Below are 21,894 nucleotides of genomic sequence, written 5' to 3'. Positions count from 1 at the left end.
GTAATGACGCTTATAACCGATAAAAGTTGCAGTACATTTTTTTCCATTGTGCCATCAAGACGAGTACAAAAAAAGGCCAACCAGTAGACTCTGGCTAACCTTTCCATAAATCCTCCAGCCTTACACGATACTTTACTTAGTGCTCATACGCTCGAGCATATTTCTCATGGTAGTCGAACATCTCGTCCAACTCGGCTTCCTCGAGTCCTTCACTTCCCATGGGGGCGCCAGGACCGATTCAATAGCAAAAGCCATGGGTCACAGCGTGAAAAATAATGCTGCGCTCATGGCTTTTTATTAGGAATCATAAGATACCGTTCATCATGGCGCGACAGAATATGTCATGGAATTCACTGCCGTTACCGGATGCCCGGTATTTACGGCGTCGGCGGCAAAACGACGGCACCATTCGCCTTGCCGTCCATGCCAAGAACTTCGATTTCATCAAGGAAGACCCAGACGTTGACCGGGAATTCGATCTTGACGTAGCGGGCGAACACTTTATCGGCTCCCGCTTTCCCCGGCACGCCGTCTGCTGAGCCGCTCCATCTCACGAATTCGGCAGAGGCAGCATCATGAGCCGATGGCGGAGAAACGGTTGCCAGTGAGCTCCAGGTTTGGCCGTCGTTGAAACGGAAAAAGCGACGTTCTGAGGGAAATAGATGCCAGGTCCTTGATCCTGAAGAAAATGGGCTCTGATTGATCCGATCGATTTGTTGCGGCCCAAATCCAATGTGATGGTGCGGCTTCGTTCTTCAGGGTAGGCGCTTCCCGCATGGCCCTGCCACTGCTCGTTGCTGAAATCCGTTCCGCCGAATAGGCCGTTCGTCAGTTCATTCCCGGAATCGGGATAGTTGCTGTTAGGCGGTCGCGAAATGGCATAGCTTAGACCTTGAGCCAGATTGCTGAGGCCCCAGTCGTCAGACCAAGTTTCCATGAGAACTTGGGCATAGGTATCAAGCACCGTTGCTGCCGGTGCCGAAATCAACCCTTGTGCTTGCACGGCCGGGTCGTGAATGTGTACGAGGAAATCCTGCATATACGTTACGGCATCCTTCGGATTGTTTTGCTCCAGAAGCAGCTTGATGATCTGCAAACGATACAACAACTCATTGCCAAAAGCCGAATTGATTTCGTTCGACGCGACATAACTGCGTACAAGCTCCTCCATTGTCTCCGGTGTCGGGCTGCTGTCAATCGTGTACGTTCCGTTCAAGAACTGGTACAGCCAGTCATACATCAAACGCAAGCTTGGGTCTTTGCTTACCCCTAAGTTGTAAACGGCATTATTGCCTTGGTAATAAGCTCTAAAACCATTTTGCATCAAGCCGGTTTCAACGCCGCTGTTCAAGTATTCGACATAGCGGTTGCGGAATACGTCGTCCGTCAGCATCCGATCATCGAACTCCAGCTCATTCGACATCCCATATTGCTTGGCCAGGTTCGAGGCATCTTCCAAACGGTCGGAATCCGTTCCGCCGAAGAAATAGTTAGGCTGAAGCGCCACGGCATCAAACCCTACCTCTTTCCACATAAAGCTTTTGTATGCCAAAGAGTGCGGAATCCAGAAAAATTTCAAGTTCATGTCATGAACTTTGCCGCTTACAGCTTTAAGTAAATCGGGGCCTGTATCGCTTGTGCTGATTTGTTCTTCCAGCCAGTACATGCCGACAAGCTCCAGATGGGAATAGTTCGCCTCCTGCCACTTCTGCAGAACCTGATCCAGCCACCACTGCATCGCTTTTATCCGGTTTTCGAGCGCTTTCTCTTTGCCGACAAACGAGTCGTTAAAGCTTTCGGATACCCCGTCACCGTCAACGTCGCCAAAGTCGTTTACGTATTCCCCCGGGTTCGGAATCATGAGCACAACCTTCATTTTATGATCAGGCTGGTCCAGCTTGGCTCCGACTTCCACTGTTGCCTCATTCAACTGCTGCATATCCCCCGCGGGTGCGAAGGTTTTATCCAAATACCAGTTCCAGTCCTCCAGGATCGTTTGTCCGACACCGAAGTCACGGCCGGCAGGCGAAGCCAGTCCGAGATATAATATACCGTCAAAAAGCCAGTCGACAGGCTCGCCATCATGATTTACATAACTGATGTTCGGGATGATCCGGTCCTTGTTCCAATCGCCCAACCCATCTGCATATTGTCCGTTATACAGCAGATTCAGGTTCCGGATACCGGCTGTAGCTTCTCCAGGCTCCAAAAAACGAGGCTGTTCGGCAGGAACCTTTACCGCCCCCTGAGCCTTGCCATCCGTACCTATAATTTCGATTTCGTCAATGTATTCCCATTGCGAAGGATGCATCGTAAAGGTTACTTTAACATAACGCGCATAAGCCAGCTTGCCGTCCGTATTCCCGCCTTTGATTCCATCCCGGCTGCCGTCCCATTCAAAGTTCTCCTGCCTTGGCGGTCCTTCCCCCCAGAGCAGCTGAGTGGCGTTATGTGACAGCAGGCCCCAATGTTCTTTATCATCGGAGACATACATCGATACGGTCAAAGGTACGAGGATCGAGTTGGTAGGATAATCTTGGAAGAAGTGAGCGGTAATCTTTCCGATTGACTTTTCCTCACCGAGATCAAAGACGACTTCCCGCGTTTTTCCACGCAGATGCCCTACCCATGCCGGGTCATTCATATCCAACGTGCCGTATTTTCCATCCGTAAGTTTGTAACCGTTGTCAGGATGCGACGCTTCTGGCTCCTCGGACCATTCATATGGGAGGCCGGCCGCAAGATTGCGGAATTGCGTCTCCTCCACTGCCGGAACAGGCGATTTTGCCTGCACCGCAGAAATCGAGGAAATCAGCAATACTACTGTCAGCAGGACGGATCCCCATTTCTTGTTCAACGTCATTAGGTCAGCTCCTTTTTAATCTCAAGTGTAGAAATGCCTGAATTCTTTACCCGCTTAGTGATGAATACCTAAATGGATCCCCCCTTTCACGAAATTCGGCAAACGCCCTGATTGGAATCGCTTTCAAAAATAAAAAATTCTCATTCCTCATTCCCTTCTTTGCTCGCGAAATGTCTTAGAAGATCAGTCCGAAGGTGAACCATTAGCCGGCAGATCATCATCTGCAGCGGCTATGGCGCCGTCCACCCTCGCGGCTTCATTCAACTCATACGGCGAATTTGCGGTCGAATTAATTCAAGTTCCACAGTTGTGTACAATTAAACGCCCGCTTCTTCCTTCTGATACATCTCGGTCAGCTTGATGCTTCTGCCCTGCTGCAAACGGGATCGTTCGGAAGCGAAGGCAATCAAATGGCTTTGCAAGGAAGCGGTAGCCGATGTAAGGCCTTGAGACGGGTTGCGGTCGAACTTATGTACATTTTTAAGGAAGGAGCTCACCATGCGCTCATCGCCTCCGCCGTGGCCGTCGCCCTGCACGCTGCATTTAATTTCAATCTCTTCGCCCGTCGCATAACGGTACAGCGTAAAAGAACCCTTATCCATGTCGCCCATGATCTCTCCCTGCGTACCCATAATCTGCACACGGCGAGTACCGCTTTGGGTTAATCCCGACATAATGAAATTAGCATTAGCGCCGCTGGCAAATTCCATATTGACGACCTGATGGTCGACAACATTATTATCGCAGCGATAGACGCAGCGGCCGAACGGTCCTTCCTTGAGCGCCCGGATAATGCCTTCCTGTGATAAATCGTGCGTCATATAGCGCGCCCAATGATCGGCAGGTTGCTCCAAGTACATTTTAATCGCTGAAAAAGCACATTCCCTCTCGGCTTCGCAACCATCGATGCAGCGGTCCGTAGCACCCTCCGGCGCGTTCTCGGCTTTAAAATGAAGCAATGAGCCAAAGGAGCTGACCGCTGTGCACGGTTCATCCATCAGCCAGGAGATGAGGTCCAGGTCGTGGCAGGATTTGGCCAGAATCATCGGACTTGTTTCCTCGGAATTGCGCCAATTGCCGCGTACGTAGCTATGAACCATATGGTGATAGCCTACGTTCTCTGTCAGCTGAATGGTGCCGATGGCACCCAGCTCCCCATCCTCGATGCATTTTTTGATGCCCGACCAGAACGGGGAATAGCGAAGCACATGCGTGACCACCAGCAAACGCTGATGTTTAAGGGATGCTTGCTCCAGGTCTATGCATTCCCGCACATCCGGTGACATCGGCTTCTCCAGCATGACATGGTAGCCAAGCTCCAACGCTTTCATTGCCGGTATATAATGCATCCGATCAAGCGTGCAGATGATCATCACGTCGGCTATTTTCCCCTGCTCGAATGCTTGTTCCCAAGAATGATAAACATGCTCTTCAGCGATTTGATGAATCTCAGCAAAACGCTGTCTGCGTTCCTCATCCGGCTCGGCTACTGCAACAAACTTCAGCTCATTCGGAAATTTCTCCGCATATGGTCCATAGATGTATCTTCCTCTACTGCCTGCGCCTAATAGTACAGCCGTTAATGTTCTCAATGTTAGTCCCCCTTGCATGTACAATTGCATCCTAATTTCATTGTAAGGGGTGACTCCGCGCATCAAAATAGATCATTGCTTACATTCCATATACATTTATTGACCTTGGTGCATGGTTTCGGTGCGAGCCGTTCGAAAATCCTGTGGCGTCATATCATTTTGCTTCTTAAAAAAGCGGATAAAGGCAAGCGCGGAATTGTAGCCGAGTTTGGCGGCAATTTCATTGACCTTCATGGATGTATTGAGCAGCATATCTTTTGCTATGACATTGCGGTAATCATTTACGTATTTAGAGAGACCGATTCCCGTTATCTGTTTGTATAGCCTTGAGAGATAGGATGGATTCAAGCTGACATAATCCCCGATCGCGGTTAGGGATATATCATCCGCAATATGCTCCTCTATATAACGATGCACCTTATTGACGACCTCCGCCGGCAGCTCTGTCCCTCGAAGCGCATTCCATTCAAAAAAGCAGTCCGCAATTTGCCAATAGTATGGAATGAGCTCCGTCCATGAAGCGGTCTCCTCCTGGCGGAACAGCATATCCATATTAATCTGGGTGTTCATATAGTCTCGCATATCTTTATTTTTGTGCAAATGTGCCAGAAATACCGCAGATAGGAAATGGTACAACTCAAGCTTGCGCTCATAAGGAGTATCCGGATCGTTCCAGATGTCTGTCAATTCGACAAACAGATGATTAAACTGCTCGCGGTGATTATTTTCAAGACAGCTCATCAGCAGCTGCACGCGAGCGTGAAAAAAGCTGTCATGATAGCTTTTCGCCTTCTCTTTTTCTTCGGACTTCTGAAGATCTTGATCGGTCATGATGACCTCATGGAACAAGCCATGGCCTTGCATAAGCCCGTATTTCATCGCATGAAAACGATCCGACAGCCGATTCCATGAGACAGCCTCGCTGCCAATAAGAAAAGATACGGAGAGGCTCAGCAGCTTTTTGCTGGTCGCCTGGATCGTCTCCAAATTGCCGCTCACATAGCGGTATGCCCGGGTCCATTCCATCGTACCGGTATCCGCCGTTATCTCCGGACCGGCTTTAGGCTGAAAGATCCATACCATTTTGTTCATATCAAATACGACGGAGAAGCAGCGCACATGGGCGGATAAATACTCATCGCCGATATTTTGAAGTGCGTAAGCGAGCAAAGCCTTGTCCGGTGCCGTGAACATTTCCTTCCAGGCATCGATCCTGCCAATCAGTAAATAGACAGGGAGCGATGCGTCGAGCGGAATGTCCATTTCCGCAAAAGCGTCCCGAAGCTGCTGACCCGTCATCGTCTTACCTTGTAATAGACCCCAGATATATTCCTTCTGCAGGGAAGGCATCGCTATTCTCATTTTGGACTGGGCCCGCAAGATCATTTGAGCCTGACCCTGTTCCTCTTCGATTTCCTCTATCGCCCGTTCAACGGTATGAATGATCTTCTCGTCGCTTTCCACTTTCAGCAAATAATCAAAGGCGCCAAACGTTAGGGCGTTCTTCGCATAGTGAAAATCATTGAACCCTGTCAATAAAATAACTTTGCACGCCGGCCACTGCGATTTGATTTCCTGAAGCAGCTCAATGCCCTCTATGCCGGACATCTTAATGTCCGAAATCACAATATCCATCCGGTGATGGGACAGCACCTCAAGCGCTTCTTCGCCGGAATAGGCCTTCATGACTTCAAGCTCCAAATGCTCCGTCTTCTCGAACAACTCCAGAAGACCATCTACAATAATCGGCAAATCATCCACGATTAAAAGCCTGTACATGGCGATTCCTCCTTAGCTCATGCTCAGTTTAATAATAGCTTGAAGCCCGCCAAGCTCAGAGCGTGATACGGTAATCCCATACTCTTCTCCATAACGAAGCTGAATTCTGCGATGAACATTAAGCAGGCCGGTTGTCTCCTCCATCTGGTTCGTTGAATAACGCAGCTTCTTGCCAAGCGCTTCGATTTCCTCATCCGTAATGAACTCGCCGTTATCTTCTACGTAAATGTAAAAAGCATCATTTCGCAGCTTGCTGTGCACCCATAGCTCGCCCGTGCCGCGCATATTGCCAAGGGCGTACTTATAAGCATTTTCAATAATAGGCTGCAAAATCAATCGGGGAACTTCAATCGGCTGGGCTTCGACTTCAAACAGCACTTCGATTCGTTCCCCGTAACAGATCGACTGCATCTCTACATAAGTGCGGGAATGCTCAAGCTCCATCTCCAGCAGAACGTCGTCATCATGATGGCGAGTAATGAACTGAAAATATTGCCCGATGTACAAACAGAACTGGTAGGCTTTTTCCTTCTGGGTATCGGATTTAATCAAGCGGCAAAGCACGAAAAAGCAATTATATAAAAAATGAGGATTGATTTGCGATTGCAATCGCTTCAGCTCCGAACGCTGATTGCGAATTTGCTGCTCATAATTTTCCTCAATCAGTGTTTTCAAAGATTTCACGGTATCGTTAAAAGCCTGGTATAAATAGCCGAACTCATCCTGCCTGCGGTCGATCAAGATCGGCTCCAGCTCGTTTTGCTGCATGCGGCGGAAGGAACGCACCAGCTTTAACAACGGACGGTATATTAATCGGATGATAAAATAGGTAAAAAATAAAAAAATACAAACAGCAAGCGCGCAAGCCCACCAAAACAATGCCCTATATACCTGCAATGAACCGAGAATCATCTCTTCCGGTATGCAAGTTACCGTGTATGAATTCCAGAGACTGGAATACTTGAATACGGTTAGAAAGCGCTTGTTTTTATAATGAATCGTATCATAGCCTTCATCTATTTTCGCTGCCTGCTTCTCAAAAGCCAGCTGCTTCATCAGATCATGCAATTCAAGGTCGGAGCCGCTATTGATTTCCCAGCCGCGCTCCAGGTTTAACAATACGGTCTGGCCTCCCCTGCTATTGCCGATTTGCGCTAAGGTTTCTTTAATTTTGCCGGTTGAGAGCTCTACGCCTACCACATAGAGCGGGTTTTTTTTGCTTGCAGGGTACTGCATCGTAATAAACAGCCGGTCCTGCCAGTAAATAAAGGGCTCCGTATAAAGCTTCTTGTCCGGCTGCATCGCTTCATATTCTTCCGCATTCAGCTTGGTTTCAAAGCTGTTGCTCAGCACCGTGCGCTCGATTAGCGGAATGTACGCCTTCGCCTCGCGAATGAACGGACTGGAATTTTTCATTAAATCCAGGCGGTGCTGAATATCCAATATTTTATACGACCGCTCATAGGAGTTCATCTGCTCGCCTGTCGCCGCCACTTCCATCAAATCCCTGTCCATAACGTAGTTAGGCAGATATCGGCTGATCCGGTCTGCTTCCTGATCCAGGGATTCTAAATAAAACCTTGTCGTATTCAAAATCGAATCGGATATTTCACTGCGGATATGATCGGCCCCTTGCTCATTTATCATCCAGGTAATTGCCATAAGCGGCAGTAAGGCTGCCAAAAAGGCAGCCATTATTTTTTTGAATATAGAGGAATCCTGTAAAAAGAATATACTTTTCATCGTCTGTTCTCCTGTGCCCGAGATCTACGACCTTCTTTGTCTATTCTTTTACGCTTCCCATTACAATGCCCTTGATGAAAAACCGCTGCAAGAATGGATAGACAATAAGAATCGGGAAAGCCGCTACGAAGATTTGTGCCGCCCTGCTTGTACGGTCAGACAGCTGGAGCATGAGTTCCACATTTTCTGATTTAAGAAATCGGAAATCCATCTTAATAATAACGGTTTGCAAGAAAGTTTGCAGCGGATAATTTTCCGGGTGATTCATATAAAGCATGCCGTCGAACCAGCTATTCCAATGCCCTACCATCGTAAACAGCCCCGTTGTCGCCAGTGCGGGCAACGATAGCGGTACATATATTTTCCAAAGCGTTGCAAAATGCCCGGCTCCGTCAATCCGTGAAGCGTCCTCAAGCTCCCTGGGCAGATTGCGGTAAAAGTTCAATAGCAGGATGACGTTGAACACGTTAATTGCCATAGGTAGCACCAACGCTCCGAGAGTATCAATAAGTCCCAAGCTTTTAATTGTCAAATAGGTAGGAATGAGTCCGCCGTTGAACAAAATCGTGAAAACAAATATCCATGCATAGACGGTTCTTAGACGAAACGTATTGCGATCCTTGGATAAAGGATAAGCTGTAATAATCGTTAACAACATACTTAATACCGTCCCGACAACAACCCGTTGAATCGAAATGCCAAAGGCTCTTACATACTCAGGCTTGCCGAACACGTTATCATAAGCCGCCGTTGTAAACTCTACAGGCCACAGCGCAACCTTGCCGGCTGCCGCCGCCGAACCCGAGCTAAACGAAATCGCCAAAATATGAAGGATCGGCATTAAGCATAAAAAAGATATAAACGCTAGAAAGACTAGGTTGCAAACTAGAAAAGCCCTTCTTCCGAATGACGGTTTAATAACCACGGTCAGTCTCCTTTCTGAATCACCGACTTTTCATCTATTAGAAAATACGGTAATTCGCTAGTCGGTATGCGAGTACGTAGGATACGGAAATGAAAATAAAGGATACGACGGATTTCAATAAGCCGACAGCTGTGGCAAATCCGAACTGGGCTTGCTGGATCCCCATACGGTAGACAAAAGTATCAATGATATCGGCACTTTCATAAACCGGTGCGCTGTACAGGTTAAAGATTTGATCAAATCCCGCATTCAGCACATTGCCGATATTAAGCGTCAGCATAAGAACGATGATCGGCATCATGCCCGGCAGCGTCACGTGAAGCGTTTGTTTCCAGCGGCCCGCACCATCGATTTGAGCGGCTTCATACAGCGTAGGATTAATTCCTGTCAGTGCGGCCAAATAAACAATGGTACCAAATCCAAATTCTTTCCATACATCGGAGATGACCATGACATAAGGGAACCAGTTATTATCGCCAAGAAAGAAAATCGGCTTCATGCCGAACCATCCAAGCAGCTGGTTCAATATGCCGGAGGAAGGAGACAAAATATCGACCAAAATCCCGCTCAGCAGCACCCAGGATAGAAAATGGGGCAGATAGACCAGGGTTTGGAACGTTCTTTTCATCCATTCTCTACGCAATTCATTAAGCAAAATTGCTATCGTGATTGGCACGAACAAACCGGCAACGATTTTCATTACAGCAATGTATACCGTATTAAAGAAGATGCGGCCGATATCCGGATAATCCATTAACAGCTGGAAGTTCCTCCATCCGATAAACGGGGAGCCGAACAACCCTTTATTCGGCACATATTTTTGAAAAGCCATCATGATTCCTGTCATCGGAATGTAACTAAAAATAACAATCATAGCTAAACCCGGCAGCAGCATCAAATGAAGCGGCCATTCCTTCTTCCACATGCGCGTAAGACTATTCATATCTTCACCTCGCTGATTAAACTTTTCATGTTGTGCGCATTCCTTGCTCAAGAACCTGATTGTTCTTGAAAAAAGGAGGGATTGCATAGATTCAATCCCTCCTTTGCGCTACAGATCCTATTTCATCGATAGATACCACTCGTTAACTTCTTTCGTGATTTCATCGCCGCCAAGCTTCTTCCACTCTTCAACGAATGTATCGAATTCGTCTACGGATACTTGGTTCATTATGATTTTGATGAATATTTCATCACGTTTCTTCGTTAAAATTTCTTGACGGTCTGCCATCGTCGGCGTAGGTGCGCCGTAGAATTTGTTTTGCAGGTATTCTTTGTTTTGCTGGATTTTTGGGTTATGCGATACCGCTCCGTTCGGCCCCGAAATCAGCACTTCCCACCACATATTGATATCGCTACCATCGATAAATTTCATCGCACGTTCATAACGACCCTTCTGGTCTGCAGTTTGAAGAATGCTAGGATCTTTCGTTTCGATCGCTTTCGGCAGAATTTCGCCGTTGTTATCCATCTGTTTGCCTACGCGAAGCGGGTTCAGCAGCCAGTAGTTGTTGCCTTTTTCTTGTTTGTCTTTACCATACAGATAGATTTTTTGTTCATCTGTCGGATTCATCGTATTATCAACGACGATCCATTGGTTCAGCAATTTGATAACGCCTTCAGGATGCTTGGCTTGTTTAGAGATCACATAGTACTCGTCAACACCAAGACCAATTTGATTCAATGTAGGCTTGTTGTCTACGGAAGGGATAGGGAACACTCCCCATTCTTGAACAACCTTCCCGTCTTTCACAGCGCCCTGCACAAGCTGCGCCGGTGTCCAGGAAGCACCAAATACCATGCCGATGCTGCCGTCGTAGATGAGCTCAGCGGCTTTTTCCGTATCTTTAACCGCAAACTCAGGATCGATCAACCCTTTTTTGAACATGTCTTGCAGCGCTGCAAGCGCCTGCTTCATCTCGGGCTGGATATCACTGTTCATCAAACCGCCGTTCCCATCTTCCATCCAAATGTTTTCATAAGCGTGATAGCCGTTCAAGAACGCTCTCAGACCGGTAACGCCTGTCTCGATACTAAATGGGTTTTTGCTGACCGCAATACCGTAAGCTTGTTTTGTGCCGCCAGGATTCTTGGTTTTGAACGCTTCGGCAATTTTTATGAAATCATCCATTGTTTTAGGCTCAGGCAAGCCAAGTTCTTTCAGCCAGTCGGTACGAACGAACAAGTATTGATAGTTGAACGGGTTGTATGAGCTTGGAATCCCCATCATTTTCCCGTCGATCATCGCAGTTTTCATCTGCATGCCGCCGTCCATGGTCAGAAACTTTTTTGTCTCTTCCGTAGCATGCTGATCATAAATCTCTGTCAAATCCATAATCATATCTGCTTCCGTTAGCTCTTTAAGCTGAGCAGCGTTTACAAGCAAGAAATCGGGAAGATCGTTGGATGCGATGGCAATTTTTACTCTCTCTTTGAATTGGCTGATGTCTGCAATCCACTTGTTTGTAATTTTGACACCGATATCTTGTTCATAAACGTCATAAACTGAGTTTTTGTCGAAGTCTTCACCTTCGTCAAATTTCAAGTAAGGATCGCTTGGCGAAACCGTTGAAACCTCAATGATATCATTGCTGTTTCCTGTGCCTGTTGTTTGGATCGGTTCCTTGGAATTTCCAGATGGTTGGTTTGGCTCAGACGACGTTTTGAAGCCGCAGCCTGTAATCGCCAATGCAAGCGTCAAGGAGATCATTGCAAGTGCCTTTTTGCTCTTCAAATTTTACCCCTCCGGTACATTTCGTTTAGTTTTCTGCAAATTGTATTGCAGTCTTTCATAATTCCAGTATAGAAAGAAGCCCCCCGCTGTTCTATATACTAGTCTTTACTTTCGTATACACCTCTTGACACCAGGCAAAAAGCAAATAATTATCGTGATTCACTTATACATCGGCAGCATTTACTTTTCATTTAGAAATACCTCAAAATGTATGTATGAAAGTAAATAACAGTATCTGGTTGAAGTCATCCCTTGTCTATATACTTAGCATATAAATTCATGATTGTCTGGAGGCGTTGGACATAATGAGACTTCATATTGCCTATGACCATCCCATTGCTATCAATGCTTTCGAATGGACCCCTGCCACTTATCGGCAGCCGCCTCATGTGCACGCAAGCCTGGAGATCGGTCTCTGTTTAACAGGCAAAGGCTATTTTTTCTTTGGCAACAAACAATATGCAGCAAAACCTGGCGACTTATTTCTGGTCAACAATGATGAACGGCATATTGCCCAATCTGCCCCCGATGACCCGAGCCGCTATCTTTTTATTAATTTTGATCCCGCGCTGCTGCTAGCGGAGGAGCCCGGTCTTCTGCTGCCATTCTCCTATCGCTCCACTCATTTTTGCAATCATATTATGGGCGGCTCGCCGCTCGCCAAACAGCTTACGCCTTGGGTGCTGGCTATAGCGGAAGAACTGCGGGAAAAGTCCCCCGGTTATTTGGCAATGACCAAAAGCGCGCTCATTCAGCTGTGCGGCCGTCTTCTTCGACATTACAACGGTTTGCTGACCGATGATGAGCGTCATCATATGCTACATTCCGTTCGCCAGGCGCAATCGCTTGCCGCTTTGGTCGAGCATCGTTACCACGAGCCGGTTAGCTTAGGGGAATTGGCTGATGAACTTGGTTTAAGCGTCTCGCGCGTGAGCCGGGCGTTTCTGGAAACGACCGGTTATCGTTTCTCGGAATATGTTTCCTTGCTGCGTATCCAGGCTGCCAAGAGGGAATTGGCAGGAACAGACAAAGCTGTAGCCGATATTGCTTTCGAATGCGGCTTTCAAAGCTTGCCGACCTTTTACCGTGTTTTTAAAGAGATTGTCGGCCTGTCTCCGATCCGTTATCGGCAATCAATAGGGATTACGGAATGAGCAAAAAATGAGAATAACGCTTTCATGATTTGAGAAGCCATTGCCGGCATGGCTGGTTATAATCAAGGCATATTTTGATTACATGGATTTCAGGAGGGTAACCTTGATGACGAAATGGAATGGACTGAGGGAATTAGTTCGGGAAGAAATCAAACAGCGCGGAGAAGAAGGCTGTCATGTTGAGGGGATGGCCGAGCGGCTGGAAGCAGCCGGCACAGACGAATCAAAGTTAATGGAAGTATACCAGGCTTTAATGGCTCTTGAACCACATGAGGATATCAAGTATTTCGAGCCGTCGGAATTGGAGGCCATTCGCGCCGAACGTCCGGATGGACCGAGATTCCTGTCCGGAAACTGGGATGAGCTTAAATGGCAGGATAAATTTCATGGTGCGTGGCTCGGCCGTTCGGCTGGTTGTGCGCTCGGAAAACCTCTCGAAGCTCCTTCCTTCATGCAAGGCTCGGGCGGAAGACCCGGCTGGCACAATGTTAAGTTGTGGTTCGAAGGCGCAGGGCAATGGCCGATTTGCCACTATACACCGGGTGAATCAACTGCAGAAGCCGAGTACGGTATCGAGATAGCAAGGTGGAGCAGCTTGGCCAGCTGCCGGGATAACATTCGCTTTATGGAAACGGACGATGATATTCGATATACCGTTCTCGGCCTGCTCATGCTTGAGGAACGCGGGCTCGATTTCAACTCCTGGGATGTGGGCAAGCTGTGGCATCGTCATTTGTCATTCGGGCAGGTATTCACGGCTGAAGCGCAGTCCTATCTTAATTTCGCTCGCGTCACTTCACATATTAGCGGCGATCGACCAGATGACTGGGAGAAACACATCCAATGGGGCCGTTCTTATTTAAACCCCTACCGCGAATGGATCGGCGCCCAAATCCGTGTGGACGGCTATGCATACGGTGCTGCCGGCCAGCCCCAGCTTGCAGCTGAGCTTGCTTGGCGGGACGCTTCCTTCTCCCATGTGAAGAATGGCATTTATGGCGCCATGTTTTGCTCGGCTATGATTGCCGCCGCATTCGTTGAAAGTGATATGAAGCGAATTGTTGAGATCGGATTGAGTGAAATTCCGAAACACAGCCGTCTTGCAGAAGATATCGCATTAGCGGTCAACATTGCCGAGGAAACGGAAGACACAATAGATTTGGTGAGTAAAATATGGGAAGCATTTAAGCACTATCACCCTGTTCATACCAATAATAATGCTGCATTATGCGCGGCTGCGCTCATTCATTCCGGAGGCGATTTTGAGAAAGGCATAACAACAGCCGTACTTGGTGGCTGGGACACCGATTGCAATGGCGCCACCGTCGGTTCCATTCTTGGCGCATCCCTTGGAGCGGCGGCGCTTCCTGAGAAGTGGATCTCGCCGCTAAACGATACGTTGTATGCCGATGTCAGTGGCTTCCACCCCATTGCCATCTCCGAATGCGCGCAAAGAAGCTATCGCGTCTTTCGAAAATTGCAGCATTAACATGATTTAGGATGAATCGAGTATAATGCGGTATCATATTAAACTAATATGTCCGTTCACTTAAGAAGGCAGCTGATCGCTCTGACCAGCTGCCTTCTCTTTTTTATCAAATTCCTCTTGAGAAATTACCCGAACATCAACTTTCAAAGCATTTAAATAATAATCTGTGTAACACCTCCAATAATATCCTCTTGGCAAGTGTTCTGTACGCCCGATGAGCTCATTTCGATTATTCATTTTTGAAGGCATAAGCCATTTTCGTGTAGGATAATATCTGCTTTGCTGCAGGTCGGACGCCGATACATGCATCTTACTACCCGCGTCCTGCGTGTCGCCTTTGTTTTAATGACAATTGAAAAATCACCATCTATACTAAACCTATAAAGCGTATGGAATGGAGGAGCCGTCTATACATGAAAATTTCACTCGACATCGACCCGCGCAACGAAGAAACCACGGTGACGATTCACTGCAAAGAATTGACCCCAGCCATCCAGGAGATCCTCGAGTACCTCAATAAGAATGATATGGATTTGATCGTCGGAAAAGATGGAGAGAATCAGCACTTAATTAAGCACGAGGAAGTACACTACTTTCGTACAGAAGGCGATGTGGTCACAGCCGCCACCTCAGAAGGAATCTTTAAAATAAAAGAAAAATTATATGAGCTCGAAAACTCCCTTCCTTCCCATCGGTTTATCAGGATCTCAAAATCCGTCATTGCAAACCTGCATGCAATGAGCCATTTCGAACCATCATTTAACGGGACCCTCTGTGTTCACTTTAAATCAGGTGAAAAAGAATATGTTTCGCGTCATTACATTGGCCGAATTAAAGAAATTCTAAAGATGAACAGGAGGGAAACGAAATGAATGCATTTCTTTTCAGAAGCATGATCGGTATATTCTTCGGGGCCTTTATTGCTGTAATGACTACAAGTGCGCTTATTTATTTTGGCGGACAATCGACAATAGACGGAATGCATTTTATTAAAAATGCATTTGGCTATATATTCTGCGGCTGGCTGTTTAATGTCACACCCCTCTATTTCAAAATTCGCTCACTTCGCCTGCCCATACAAACCGCCTTGCACTTTTTAACAGTCACCATCGTCTACTTTTTATTAGGCCAATGGATCGGCTGGATTCACATTAATGTAAAGAACTTTTTGATATTCCTGGGAATCTCTATTATCGGTTACGCCATCGGATGGATTGGATTTTATCTTTATTTTAAAAATGAATCGAAAAAGCTGAATAACGATCTTAGAAGACATTGAATAAAAGGAGAAAACGCATGGAGAGTGTCATTACAGTTCGCAATCTATCGAAAAACTTTGGCGGGACCAAGGCAGTAAAGAATCTTTCCTTTGATGTTTACAAAGGTGAAATCTTCGGAATTATCGGGCCGAACGGCGCAGGGAAAACGACCACCCTCGAAATCCTGGAAGGAATCTCTGATCCAAGCGAGGGAGCGGTTGAAGTCCTTGGACTCGTTCCCAATAAGCAGCTTCGGGAGTTGAACAAGAGAATTGGTGTCCAGTTTCAAGCCACTTCGATCCAGAAGAAAATGAAAGTAAAAGAAGCGCTGGATCTCTTTTCTTCATTTTATGATAATGCCACGAAAAAAGATCATTTCATAGAATTGCTTGGCTTAAACGAAAAGCTGAACGTAAAATTTGATGACCTATCCGGCGGATGGAAGCAGCGGGTAACTCTTGCTTTAGCCACTCTGCATGAGCCTGAAATCTTATTTCTTGATGAGCCGAGCATGGGTCTTGATCCCTCAGCAAGGCGGGAAATGTGGTCTTTGATCCGGCTGTTACGGGATCGTGGAAGTACGATTGTGGTGACCACGCATTATATGGAAGAAGCTGAGCAGCTGTGCGACAGGGTGGCGATGATTTACAGCGGCCAATTAAAAGCTTTAAACTCCCCTCGTGAATTATTAAACGAAGGTGCTGCTAATTGTCTTACCTTTATCAGTGAAGGAGTCGCCCCCGAAAATCTAAGCTCGCTTCCCGGCGTGGAGCGCGTTGAAAAGAATCAAGACGAATTTAAAGTGTTTTGTGATGACCAACAGACAACGGCTTATCACATTTTCAGTTACTGTCAGGAAAAAGGCATCCGATTGTCCAGCTTCAGGTTTGAAAAAGGCTCTCTCGATGATTTATTTATCCAGTACCTAGAAAAGGAGAAGATCGGATGAACGCAATCGTAAAACTCGCCAGTTTAGAAACGAAAATGTTCTTTAGAGACCGTTTAAGCATGTTTTGGACGTTTCTCTTTCCTATTGTGATGATCGGGCTGTTTGGATCCATGTTTGTTGGAGATAACATGAGTCAAAAGGCTTTTGCGGAATATTTTGTTCCTTCGTGGATTGGCGTCAATATCGTAACCACTTCCTTTTTTACTCTGGGAACTGTTTTAACCAATTACCGGGAAACGGGCGTATTGCGAAGATATCAATCAACACCGCTCCAGCCATGGAAAATCCTCGCCGCCCATACCTTTCAAGGGACCGTCATCTTTGCAATATCCGCCATGCTTCTGATGGTCTTTGGCATGCTGCTCTACGATTTAACCCTGCCGGCCTACATCGGAAGCACCCTGCTTTCATTGCTTATTAGCATCCTCGCTTTTTTCCCGTTTGCTTTATTCCTGACCTCATTAGCAAAAAACACTCAGGCTGCTTCCGCAATCAGTTCATTATTTCTAAACCTGATGCTGTTCCTGTCAGGAGCGACATTCCCGCTGGAAATGATGCCGACGGTTCTTCAATATGCAGCGAAAATACTCCCGCTCTATTACGTCATTCAGTTGCTGCGGGGGACGTGGACAGAAGCGCCAATTACGGAGTATGGCTTTGAAGCAGCTGTTTTGATTGGCATTGCCATTGTATCTGTTGTGCTTGCTACACGGTTTTTCCGGTGGAGCGGGAAATAGGAATATTATAAGAAGACTTGCATCGCATCATTTATAATCGGTTGACCCGGTTTCAAACCTGAAACGATCTACTCCATAGAGCGTATTCATATGCTCCATATGAGCCGCTCCCCAATTGTTCAATGCCTTTAGCACCGTGCTTAAACCTTTGCCATACTCGGAAATTGAATACTCTACTTTTGGAGGGACCTGGTTATAAACCTCTCGATGTACAATATCGTTATACTCAAGCTCTCTTAACTGTTGGGTAAGCATTTTTTTGTTTATACCCGGTATCGATTTTTGAAGCTCGCTGAATCTCATGGTGCCGTTGGAAATCAGTTGAAGTAAAATGACGGGCTTCCATTTCCCCACCAAAATATCAAGCGCTGATTCAAATTTGCAATACTCTTTCATTGAACTCCCCGCTTCCCTGTACCTTAGGTAACTTTTTATTCACTATGTTTAGATAAAGTGCCTACTTCATTGAACCCAATTACTAGACTATTATAACCTCAGAGAACGCAAATAAGTAATAAGGAGGTTAGCACCATTCATGAATATCGCATTATGGATCATTCAAGGGCTTGCTGCGCTGGGGTTTGTCTACTCAGGATGGTTAAAGGCGTTTCAGTTTGAAAAAGCCAACGCGTCTTGGGGATGGGTGAAAGACGTTCCCAAAGCGTTCGTCGTCTTTATTGGGGTAGCAGAATTGGTAGGAGCTTTCGGACTCATTCTGCCACTAGCGATGTATATCGCGCCCATATTGACGCCTATTGCCGCTGCAGGTCTTGCCACAATCGTTCTTCTTGGCGCCTTATACCATGTTGCACGCAAGGAGCATCGAGAAATAGGCGTAAACGTTGTCTTCTTTGTGTTAACTGTATTTATTGTGATCGGTCGTTTTTAAACCAGCATCTGCCGAAGCTGGATTCAATGTTTCAGTAGTGAATATAGCAGCAGAGAATCGACCTGCAGGTCGATTCTTTGCTCTATCACGATCGATGGTACGGTCCACCGTTAATGATCTCAAACGATCCTGCCCTTACTCTCTCATTCTTCTACCTTTATTTGCTTGGCGCAATCCCTTTTACCAGCAATTCCGTCCACTGGGCGGTATAAGGGAGTATCTTTTGGTAGATATGCGGGCTGGATATCCCTTCAACCAGGGCCTGGAAATATATCAGAAGAAATTCATCCGAATATTTCAGATCAACCTTGCCTTCTTTGCGCCCACGATGAAATAAATCCAACATAAGACTGTAGCTTTCGTTGACGTACTCCTGCATCATCAGTGATAATCCGTTATCGTCCTTCTTTGTAAAATAATCCATTAAATCGAAATAAAACTGCTTGTTGATCTTCTCCAGAAAATGAATTTTGATCTGACTCATGGCAATGATCGTTTCTTCGAAGGGTTTATTATCGGCCATGATTTTTCGGGCATTTTCCCCCATTTGAGTTAAAAAATATTTAAACACCTCATGGATCAGGTTTTCCTTGCTCCCAAAATATTTAAATATCGTCGTTTTACCGACATTGGCATGTCTAGCTATCTCATCCACTGTTACATTTTCGATGCCGGCTTCGGTATTCAACAAGTTAAAAGTTGCCTCCAAGACTTGATTTTTCTTCGCTTGCGTCCTCTTTTCAAAACCATTCATTCCTTATTCCTGCTTTCTAACGATAATGACTAAAATAAATTATTGCGGAGGTTTTAGTTCGTAATTTTCCTTCCTATTTATTATATAGCGAAATTATGAATTATCAAACTCATATGAGTTTTAAACTTTAGTTTTTTTGCATTGACTATGCCAATAAACGGGTGTATAACTGAAGTTGTAAATGAACTTTGGTTTAAAACAAAGCATTTTCAGCGAATATACGAACTATATCTAAATATTTAGTTCATAATTTATCAAGATTAAGCTTTGTTTTAGACTGGAAAGCACGTTACTAAAACTGGTTAAGAAGGAGTTTTAGTGCTATGACAAACATTGTAAAGGTGCAAGGCTTGCAAAAAAGCTTCGGGAAGTTCAAAGCGTTGCAAGACGTATCATTTACGGTAAATGCCGGGGAAGTTGTCGGATTTATCGGGCCGAACGGCGCGGGGAAATCCACAACAATTCGTACGTTACTTGGGATTATCCGTCGGGATGCCGGGGAAGCGAAGATCTTTGGCAAGGATGTATGGAAAGACAGCCTTGAGATTCATAAACGAATTTCTTATGTTCCTGGGGATGTGGCGCTTTGGGGCAGCTTAACTGGCGGTGAAATCATTGATTTATTTATGAAATTACATGGCGGCGGAGACAAAAATAAACGCGACTATTTGATTAAACGGTTTGAATTGGATCCGAAGAAGAAAGCCAAGGGCTATTCCAAGGGAAATCGGCAAAAAGTCGGCCTGATCGCGGCTTTGGCCGTTAATTCCGATTTGTATATTTTCGACGAACCGACTTCCGGCCTTGATCCGCTGATGGAAGCCGTCTTCCAGGATGAGGTCGAAAAAATCAAGCTTGCAGGAAAAGCCATCTTACTGTCCTCTCATATTTTGAGCGAAGTGGAGCGGCTGGCCGATAAAGTGGTCATCATTCGCCAAGGCAAAGTGGTTGAAACCGGGACATTGGATGAGCTGCGTCACTTAACCCGTTCTACGGTAACGATGGTAACGCAAGACAATGTGGCTATAATGGCATCCGTTAACGGTGTCCATGATTTCAAGCAATCCGGCAATCAAGCGACATTTTCCGCGGATAACGAATGTATCAATGAAATTTTGTCCGAAGCGGCAAAATTGGGCGTCAAGAAGTTTGAGTCCGTGCCGCCTACGCTGGAAGACTTATTCATGCGTCATTATGAAGTCTAAGGGCGGAAACGGAGGAAATTATAATGCAAGAAAAATTTGCACGTTCGCGTGTACTATTCGTCCAATATCTGAAACGTGATTGGAAAAAAATCATCATCTGGATTTTAGGTTTAGGCTTGTTTTCAGCCGGATTTGTTCCTGCTTTTGAAGAAATCGGCAAGGGACAAGGTTTGCAAGGAATGTATGAAACCTTGCAAAATCCTGCCATGATTTCCATGGTGGGTCCGACACCGGTTGAGACCGCAGCGGATTATACTTTAGGCGCGATGTATGCGCACGAAATGCTGTTATTCTGCGGTTTGTTTGCGATGATTATCGCTGCATTGCATGTGGTAAGCCATACTCGCAAAGAAGAAGATCTTGGGCTTACTGAACTCGTACGCTCCTTTCAAGTAGGTCGTCAAGCCAACTCGCTTGCGGTAATTGCCGAAGTTGTTGTGATCAATATGATATTAGCACTCGTGATTGGCGGAATGATGACTAGCTATGGAGCAGATACGATTTCGGCCGAAGGATCCTTTTTGTTTGGCGCATCCATCGGCATGGCCGGGATCTTGGGAGCCGTAATTGCCTTAGTTATGGCACAAATCATGCCGACTTCATCCGGTGCAACCGGTTCATCACTCGGAATTGTAGGCTTGCTATATATTTTTCGCGCCGGAACGGATGTGTCGAATACGGATCTCTCCATGATTAATCCGATGGGTTGGACGTATCTAACCTATCCTTTTACAGGAAACCATTGGGTCCCCCTAATTGTGGCGATAGTCTTCAGCGTCATCGTCGTGATCATCGCTTTTGGCCTTGAAGGCCGCCGAGATATGGGAGCCGGTTATTTGCCCGAACGTGAAGGACGGGAGTCGGCAAAAAAATCATTGCTATCCGTACCCGGCCTGTTTACGAAGTTGAACAAAGGCGTAATGATCAGTTGGTTGATTGCTTTCGTCATCATGGGAGCAGCCTATGGTTCGATTTATGGAGATATGCAAACTTTCCTTGAAAGCAATGAAATCATGAGTCAAATGTTTGCGATATCCGGTGTTTCCATCGAAGCAGCCTTTACCGGGACCATTATCATGGTCTTGATGGGATTGGTTTCCATTTTGCCGATTGCGATCGTAAACAAATTATTCTCGGAAGAAACGCGGCGCCATTTAAGTCAGCTTTATGCTACCAAAGTGACGCGAGCTCAGCTCTATTGGTCGAGTGTCATATTGGCCAACATTGCTGGAATCGTGGGTATTTTGCTCGCTTCAAGCGGTCTTGGCGGGACAGCCATTGCTGCCATGGGTGACGGCTCGCCCATGAATATGGGTGATTTTATCGCCGCTGGTTATAACTTCCTGCCTTCCGTGTTGTTTTTTACCGGACTTGCCGCTTTGGCTTTAGGTTGGGCACCTAGACTAGGCAAAAGCGTATATGCGTACCTTGGCTATTCCTTTGCTCTAAACTACTTTGGCGGCATTTTGGAGTTGCCGGAATGGTTCTCGAAAACAGCCGTTCAAAGCTGGATTCCACGGATGCCGGTAGATCCGTTTGATGCTGCCACCTTTATTGCGATCTCAGCGATCAGTATTGCCTTCATGGTTTTGGGCTTTGTGGGATATCTCAAACGGGATATGGTTGAAGGAGCTTAACCGATAAATAAACTGATCTCATACTTTGATATAAATGGAACAGAAAACGGGCTGAATCCTACATATTCAGCCCGTTTTTTTCATTTACGAAGTTTATCTGTATAACTAACAATATTGCCAAACTGCTCGCCCGCCATTATTCGCTGAAACGCGGTAGTGCTTCATCTATCGCGTAGATCCGCCCA

General features: G+C 46.2%; 19 protein-coding genes. 9 read left to right on the top strand and 10 right to left on the bottom strand.

Annotated elements, in window-relative coordinates; all coding sequences use genetic code 11:
- Positions 1 to 377: 377 nt before the first annotated feature.
- The 8 genes from JNUCC32_RS31555 to JNUCC32_RS09235 form a co-directional block, all read right to left on the bottom strand.
- The gene (locus tag JNUCC32_RS31555; protein ID WP_228468911.1) at positions 378 to 554 is read right to left on the bottom strand and encodes a hypothetical protein; all 177 of its coding nucleotides are present in this window, start codon (positions 552 to 554) and stop codon (positions 378 to 380) included.
- Positions 551 to 2,863 (bottom strand): DUF4855 domain-containing protein, encoded by a 2,313-nt coding sequence (locus JNUCC32_RS09265; protein WP_228468910.1) that lies wholly within the window; start codon positions 2,861 to 2,863, stop codon positions 551 to 553. Before JNUCC32_RS09265 ends, JNUCC32_RS31555 begins: the two co-directional genes overlap by 4 nt.
- Before the next feature lie 317 nt (positions 2,864 to 3,180).
- Positions 3,181 to 4,455, bottom strand: coding sequence for a Gfo/Idh/MocA family protein (locus tag JNUCC32_RS09260; protein ID WP_192571759.1), 1,275 nt, complete (start codon positions 4,453 to 4,455; stop codon positions 3,181 to 3,183).
- A gap of 96 nt (positions 4,456 to 4,551) precedes the next feature.
- Entirely contained in the window at positions 4,552 to 6,234 is a 1,683-nt protein-coding gene (locus tag JNUCC32_RS09255; protein WP_192571758.1) for a response regulator, read from the bottom strand.
- Between the two features lie 12 nt (positions 6,235 to 6,246).
- Positions 6,247 to 7,977 (bottom strand): sensor histidine kinase, encoded by a 1,731-nt coding sequence (locus JNUCC32_RS09250; RefSeq protein ID WP_192571757.1) that lies wholly within the window; start codon positions 7,975 to 7,977, stop codon positions 6,247 to 6,249.
- A gap of 40 nt (positions 7,978 to 8,017) precedes the next feature.
- Positions 8,018 to 8,902 (bottom strand): carbohydrate ABC transporter permease, encoded by an 885-nt coding sequence (locus JNUCC32_RS09245; RefSeq protein ID WP_176502408.1) that lies wholly within the window; start codon positions 8,900 to 8,902, stop codon positions 8,018 to 8,020.
- 37 nt (positions 8,903 to 8,939) lie between these two features.
- On the bottom strand, positions 8,940 to 9,845 hold the full coding sequence (locus tag JNUCC32_RS09240) for an ABC transporter permease (RefSeq protein WP_009590100.1): 906 nt from the start codon (positions 9,843 to 9,845) through the stop codon (positions 8,940 to 8,942).
- Between the two features lie 117 nt (positions 9,846 to 9,962).
- Positions 9,963 to 11,636 carry an extracellular solute-binding protein gene (locus JNUCC32_RS09235; protein ID WP_192571756.1) on the bottom strand — a complete coding sequence of 558 codons (1,674 nt, stop codon included), beginning with the start codon at positions 11,634 to 11,636 and terminating at the stop codon, positions 9,963 to 9,965.
- A gap of 305 nt (positions 11,637 to 11,941) precedes the next feature.
- On the opposite strand from JNUCC32_RS09235, the gene JNUCC32_RS09230 reads away from it, so the two are divergent.
- The 6 genes from JNUCC32_RS09230 to JNUCC32_RS09205 all read left to right on the top strand — a co-directional run bounded on the left by JNUCC32_RS09230 (position 11,942) and on the right by JNUCC32_RS09205 (position 17,224).
- Positions 11,942 to 12,790: a helix-turn-helix transcriptional regulator gene (locus JNUCC32_RS09230; protein ID WP_192571755.1), complete on the top strand. Its 849-nt coding sequence runs from the start codon at positions 11,942 to 11,944 to the stop codon at positions 12,788 to 12,790.
- A 106-nt stretch (positions 12,791 to 12,896) separates the two neighbouring features.
- Positions 12,897 to 14,279 (top strand): ADP-ribosylglycohydrolase family protein, encoded by a 1,383-nt coding sequence (locus JNUCC32_RS09225; protein ID WP_192571754.1) that lies wholly within the window; start codon positions 12,897 to 12,899, stop codon positions 14,277 to 14,279.
- 413 nt (positions 14,280 to 14,692) lie between these two features.
- Positions 14,693 to 15,151 (top strand): LytTR family DNA-binding domain-containing protein, encoded by a 459-nt coding sequence (locus JNUCC32_RS09220; protein WP_096773884.1) that lies wholly within the window; start codon positions 14,693 to 14,695, stop codon positions 15,149 to 15,151.
- Positions 15,148 to 15,558, top strand: coding sequence for a DUF3021 domain-containing protein (locus JNUCC32_RS09215; protein WP_096773885.1), 411 nt, complete (start codon positions 15,148 to 15,150; stop codon positions 15,556 to 15,558). The genes JNUCC32_RS09220 and JNUCC32_RS09215 overlap by 4 nt, the downstream gene beginning before the upstream one ends.
- 17 nt (positions 15,559 to 15,575) lie before the next feature.
- Positions 15,576 to 16,487, top strand: coding sequence for an ABC transporter ATP-binding protein (locus tag JNUCC32_RS09210; protein WP_192571753.1), 912 nt, complete (start codon positions 15,576 to 15,578; stop codon positions 16,485 to 16,487).
- Complete coding sequence (locus tag JNUCC32_RS09205; protein WP_145036672.1) at positions 16,484 to 17,224, top strand: ABC transporter permease; 741 nt, start codon at positions 16,484 to 16,486, stop codon at positions 17,222 to 17,224. The genes JNUCC32_RS09210 and JNUCC32_RS09205 overlap by 4 nt, the downstream gene beginning before the upstream one ends.
- Positions 17,225 to 17,251: 27 nt before the next feature.
- Here JNUCC32_RS09205 and JNUCC32_RS09200 read toward each other — a convergent pair whose 3' ends face one another.
- A complete protein-coding gene (locus JNUCC32_RS09200; RefSeq protein WP_015735560.1) occupies positions 17,252 to 17,620 on the bottom strand; it encodes a winged helix-turn-helix transcriptional regulator in 369 nt (122 codons plus the stop codon).
- Between the two features lie 139 nt (positions 17,621 to 17,759).
- On the opposite strand from JNUCC32_RS09200, the gene JNUCC32_RS09195 reads away from it, so the two are divergent.
- Positions 17,760 to 18,113: a DoxX family protein gene (locus tag JNUCC32_RS09195; RefSeq protein ID WP_036660610.1), complete on the top strand. Its 354-nt coding sequence runs from the start codon at positions 17,760 to 17,762 to the stop codon at positions 18,111 to 18,113.
- A gap of 157 nt (positions 18,114 to 18,270) precedes the next feature.
- On the opposite strand, the gene JNUCC32_RS09190 is transcribed toward JNUCC32_RS09195, so the two are convergent.
- Positions 18,271 to 18,867 (bottom strand): TetR/AcrR family transcriptional regulator, encoded by a 597-nt coding sequence (locus JNUCC32_RS09190; protein ID WP_145036674.1) that lies wholly within the window; start codon positions 18,865 to 18,867, stop codon positions 18,271 to 18,273.
- Between the two features lie 323 nt (positions 18,868 to 19,190).
- On the opposite strand from JNUCC32_RS09190, the gene JNUCC32_RS09185 reads away from it, so the two are divergent.
- The gene (locus tag JNUCC32_RS09185; RefSeq protein WP_096773891.1) at positions 19,191 to 20,072 is read left to right on the top strand and encodes an ABC transporter ATP-binding protein; all 882 of its coding nucleotides are present in this window, start codon (positions 19,191 to 19,193) and stop codon (positions 20,070 to 20,072) included.
- Between the two features lie 23 nt (positions 20,073 to 20,095).
- Entirely contained in the window at positions 20,096 to 21,709 is a 1,614-nt protein-coding gene (locus tag JNUCC32_RS09180) for an ABC transporter permease (RefSeq protein WP_192571752.1), read from the top strand.
- Positions 21,710 to 21,894 lie beyond the last annotated feature (185 nt).

The sequence above is a fragment of the Paenibacillus sp. JNUCC32 genome (genome assembly GCF_014863545.1).
GTDB classification, from domain to species: Bacteria; Bacillota; Bacilli; order Paenibacillales; family Paenibacillaceae; genus Paenibacillus_AQ; species Paenibacillus_AQ lautus_A.
Note: the sequence above shows the minus strand (reverse complement) of the source record. Positions and strands in the feature narration are given on the sequence as shown.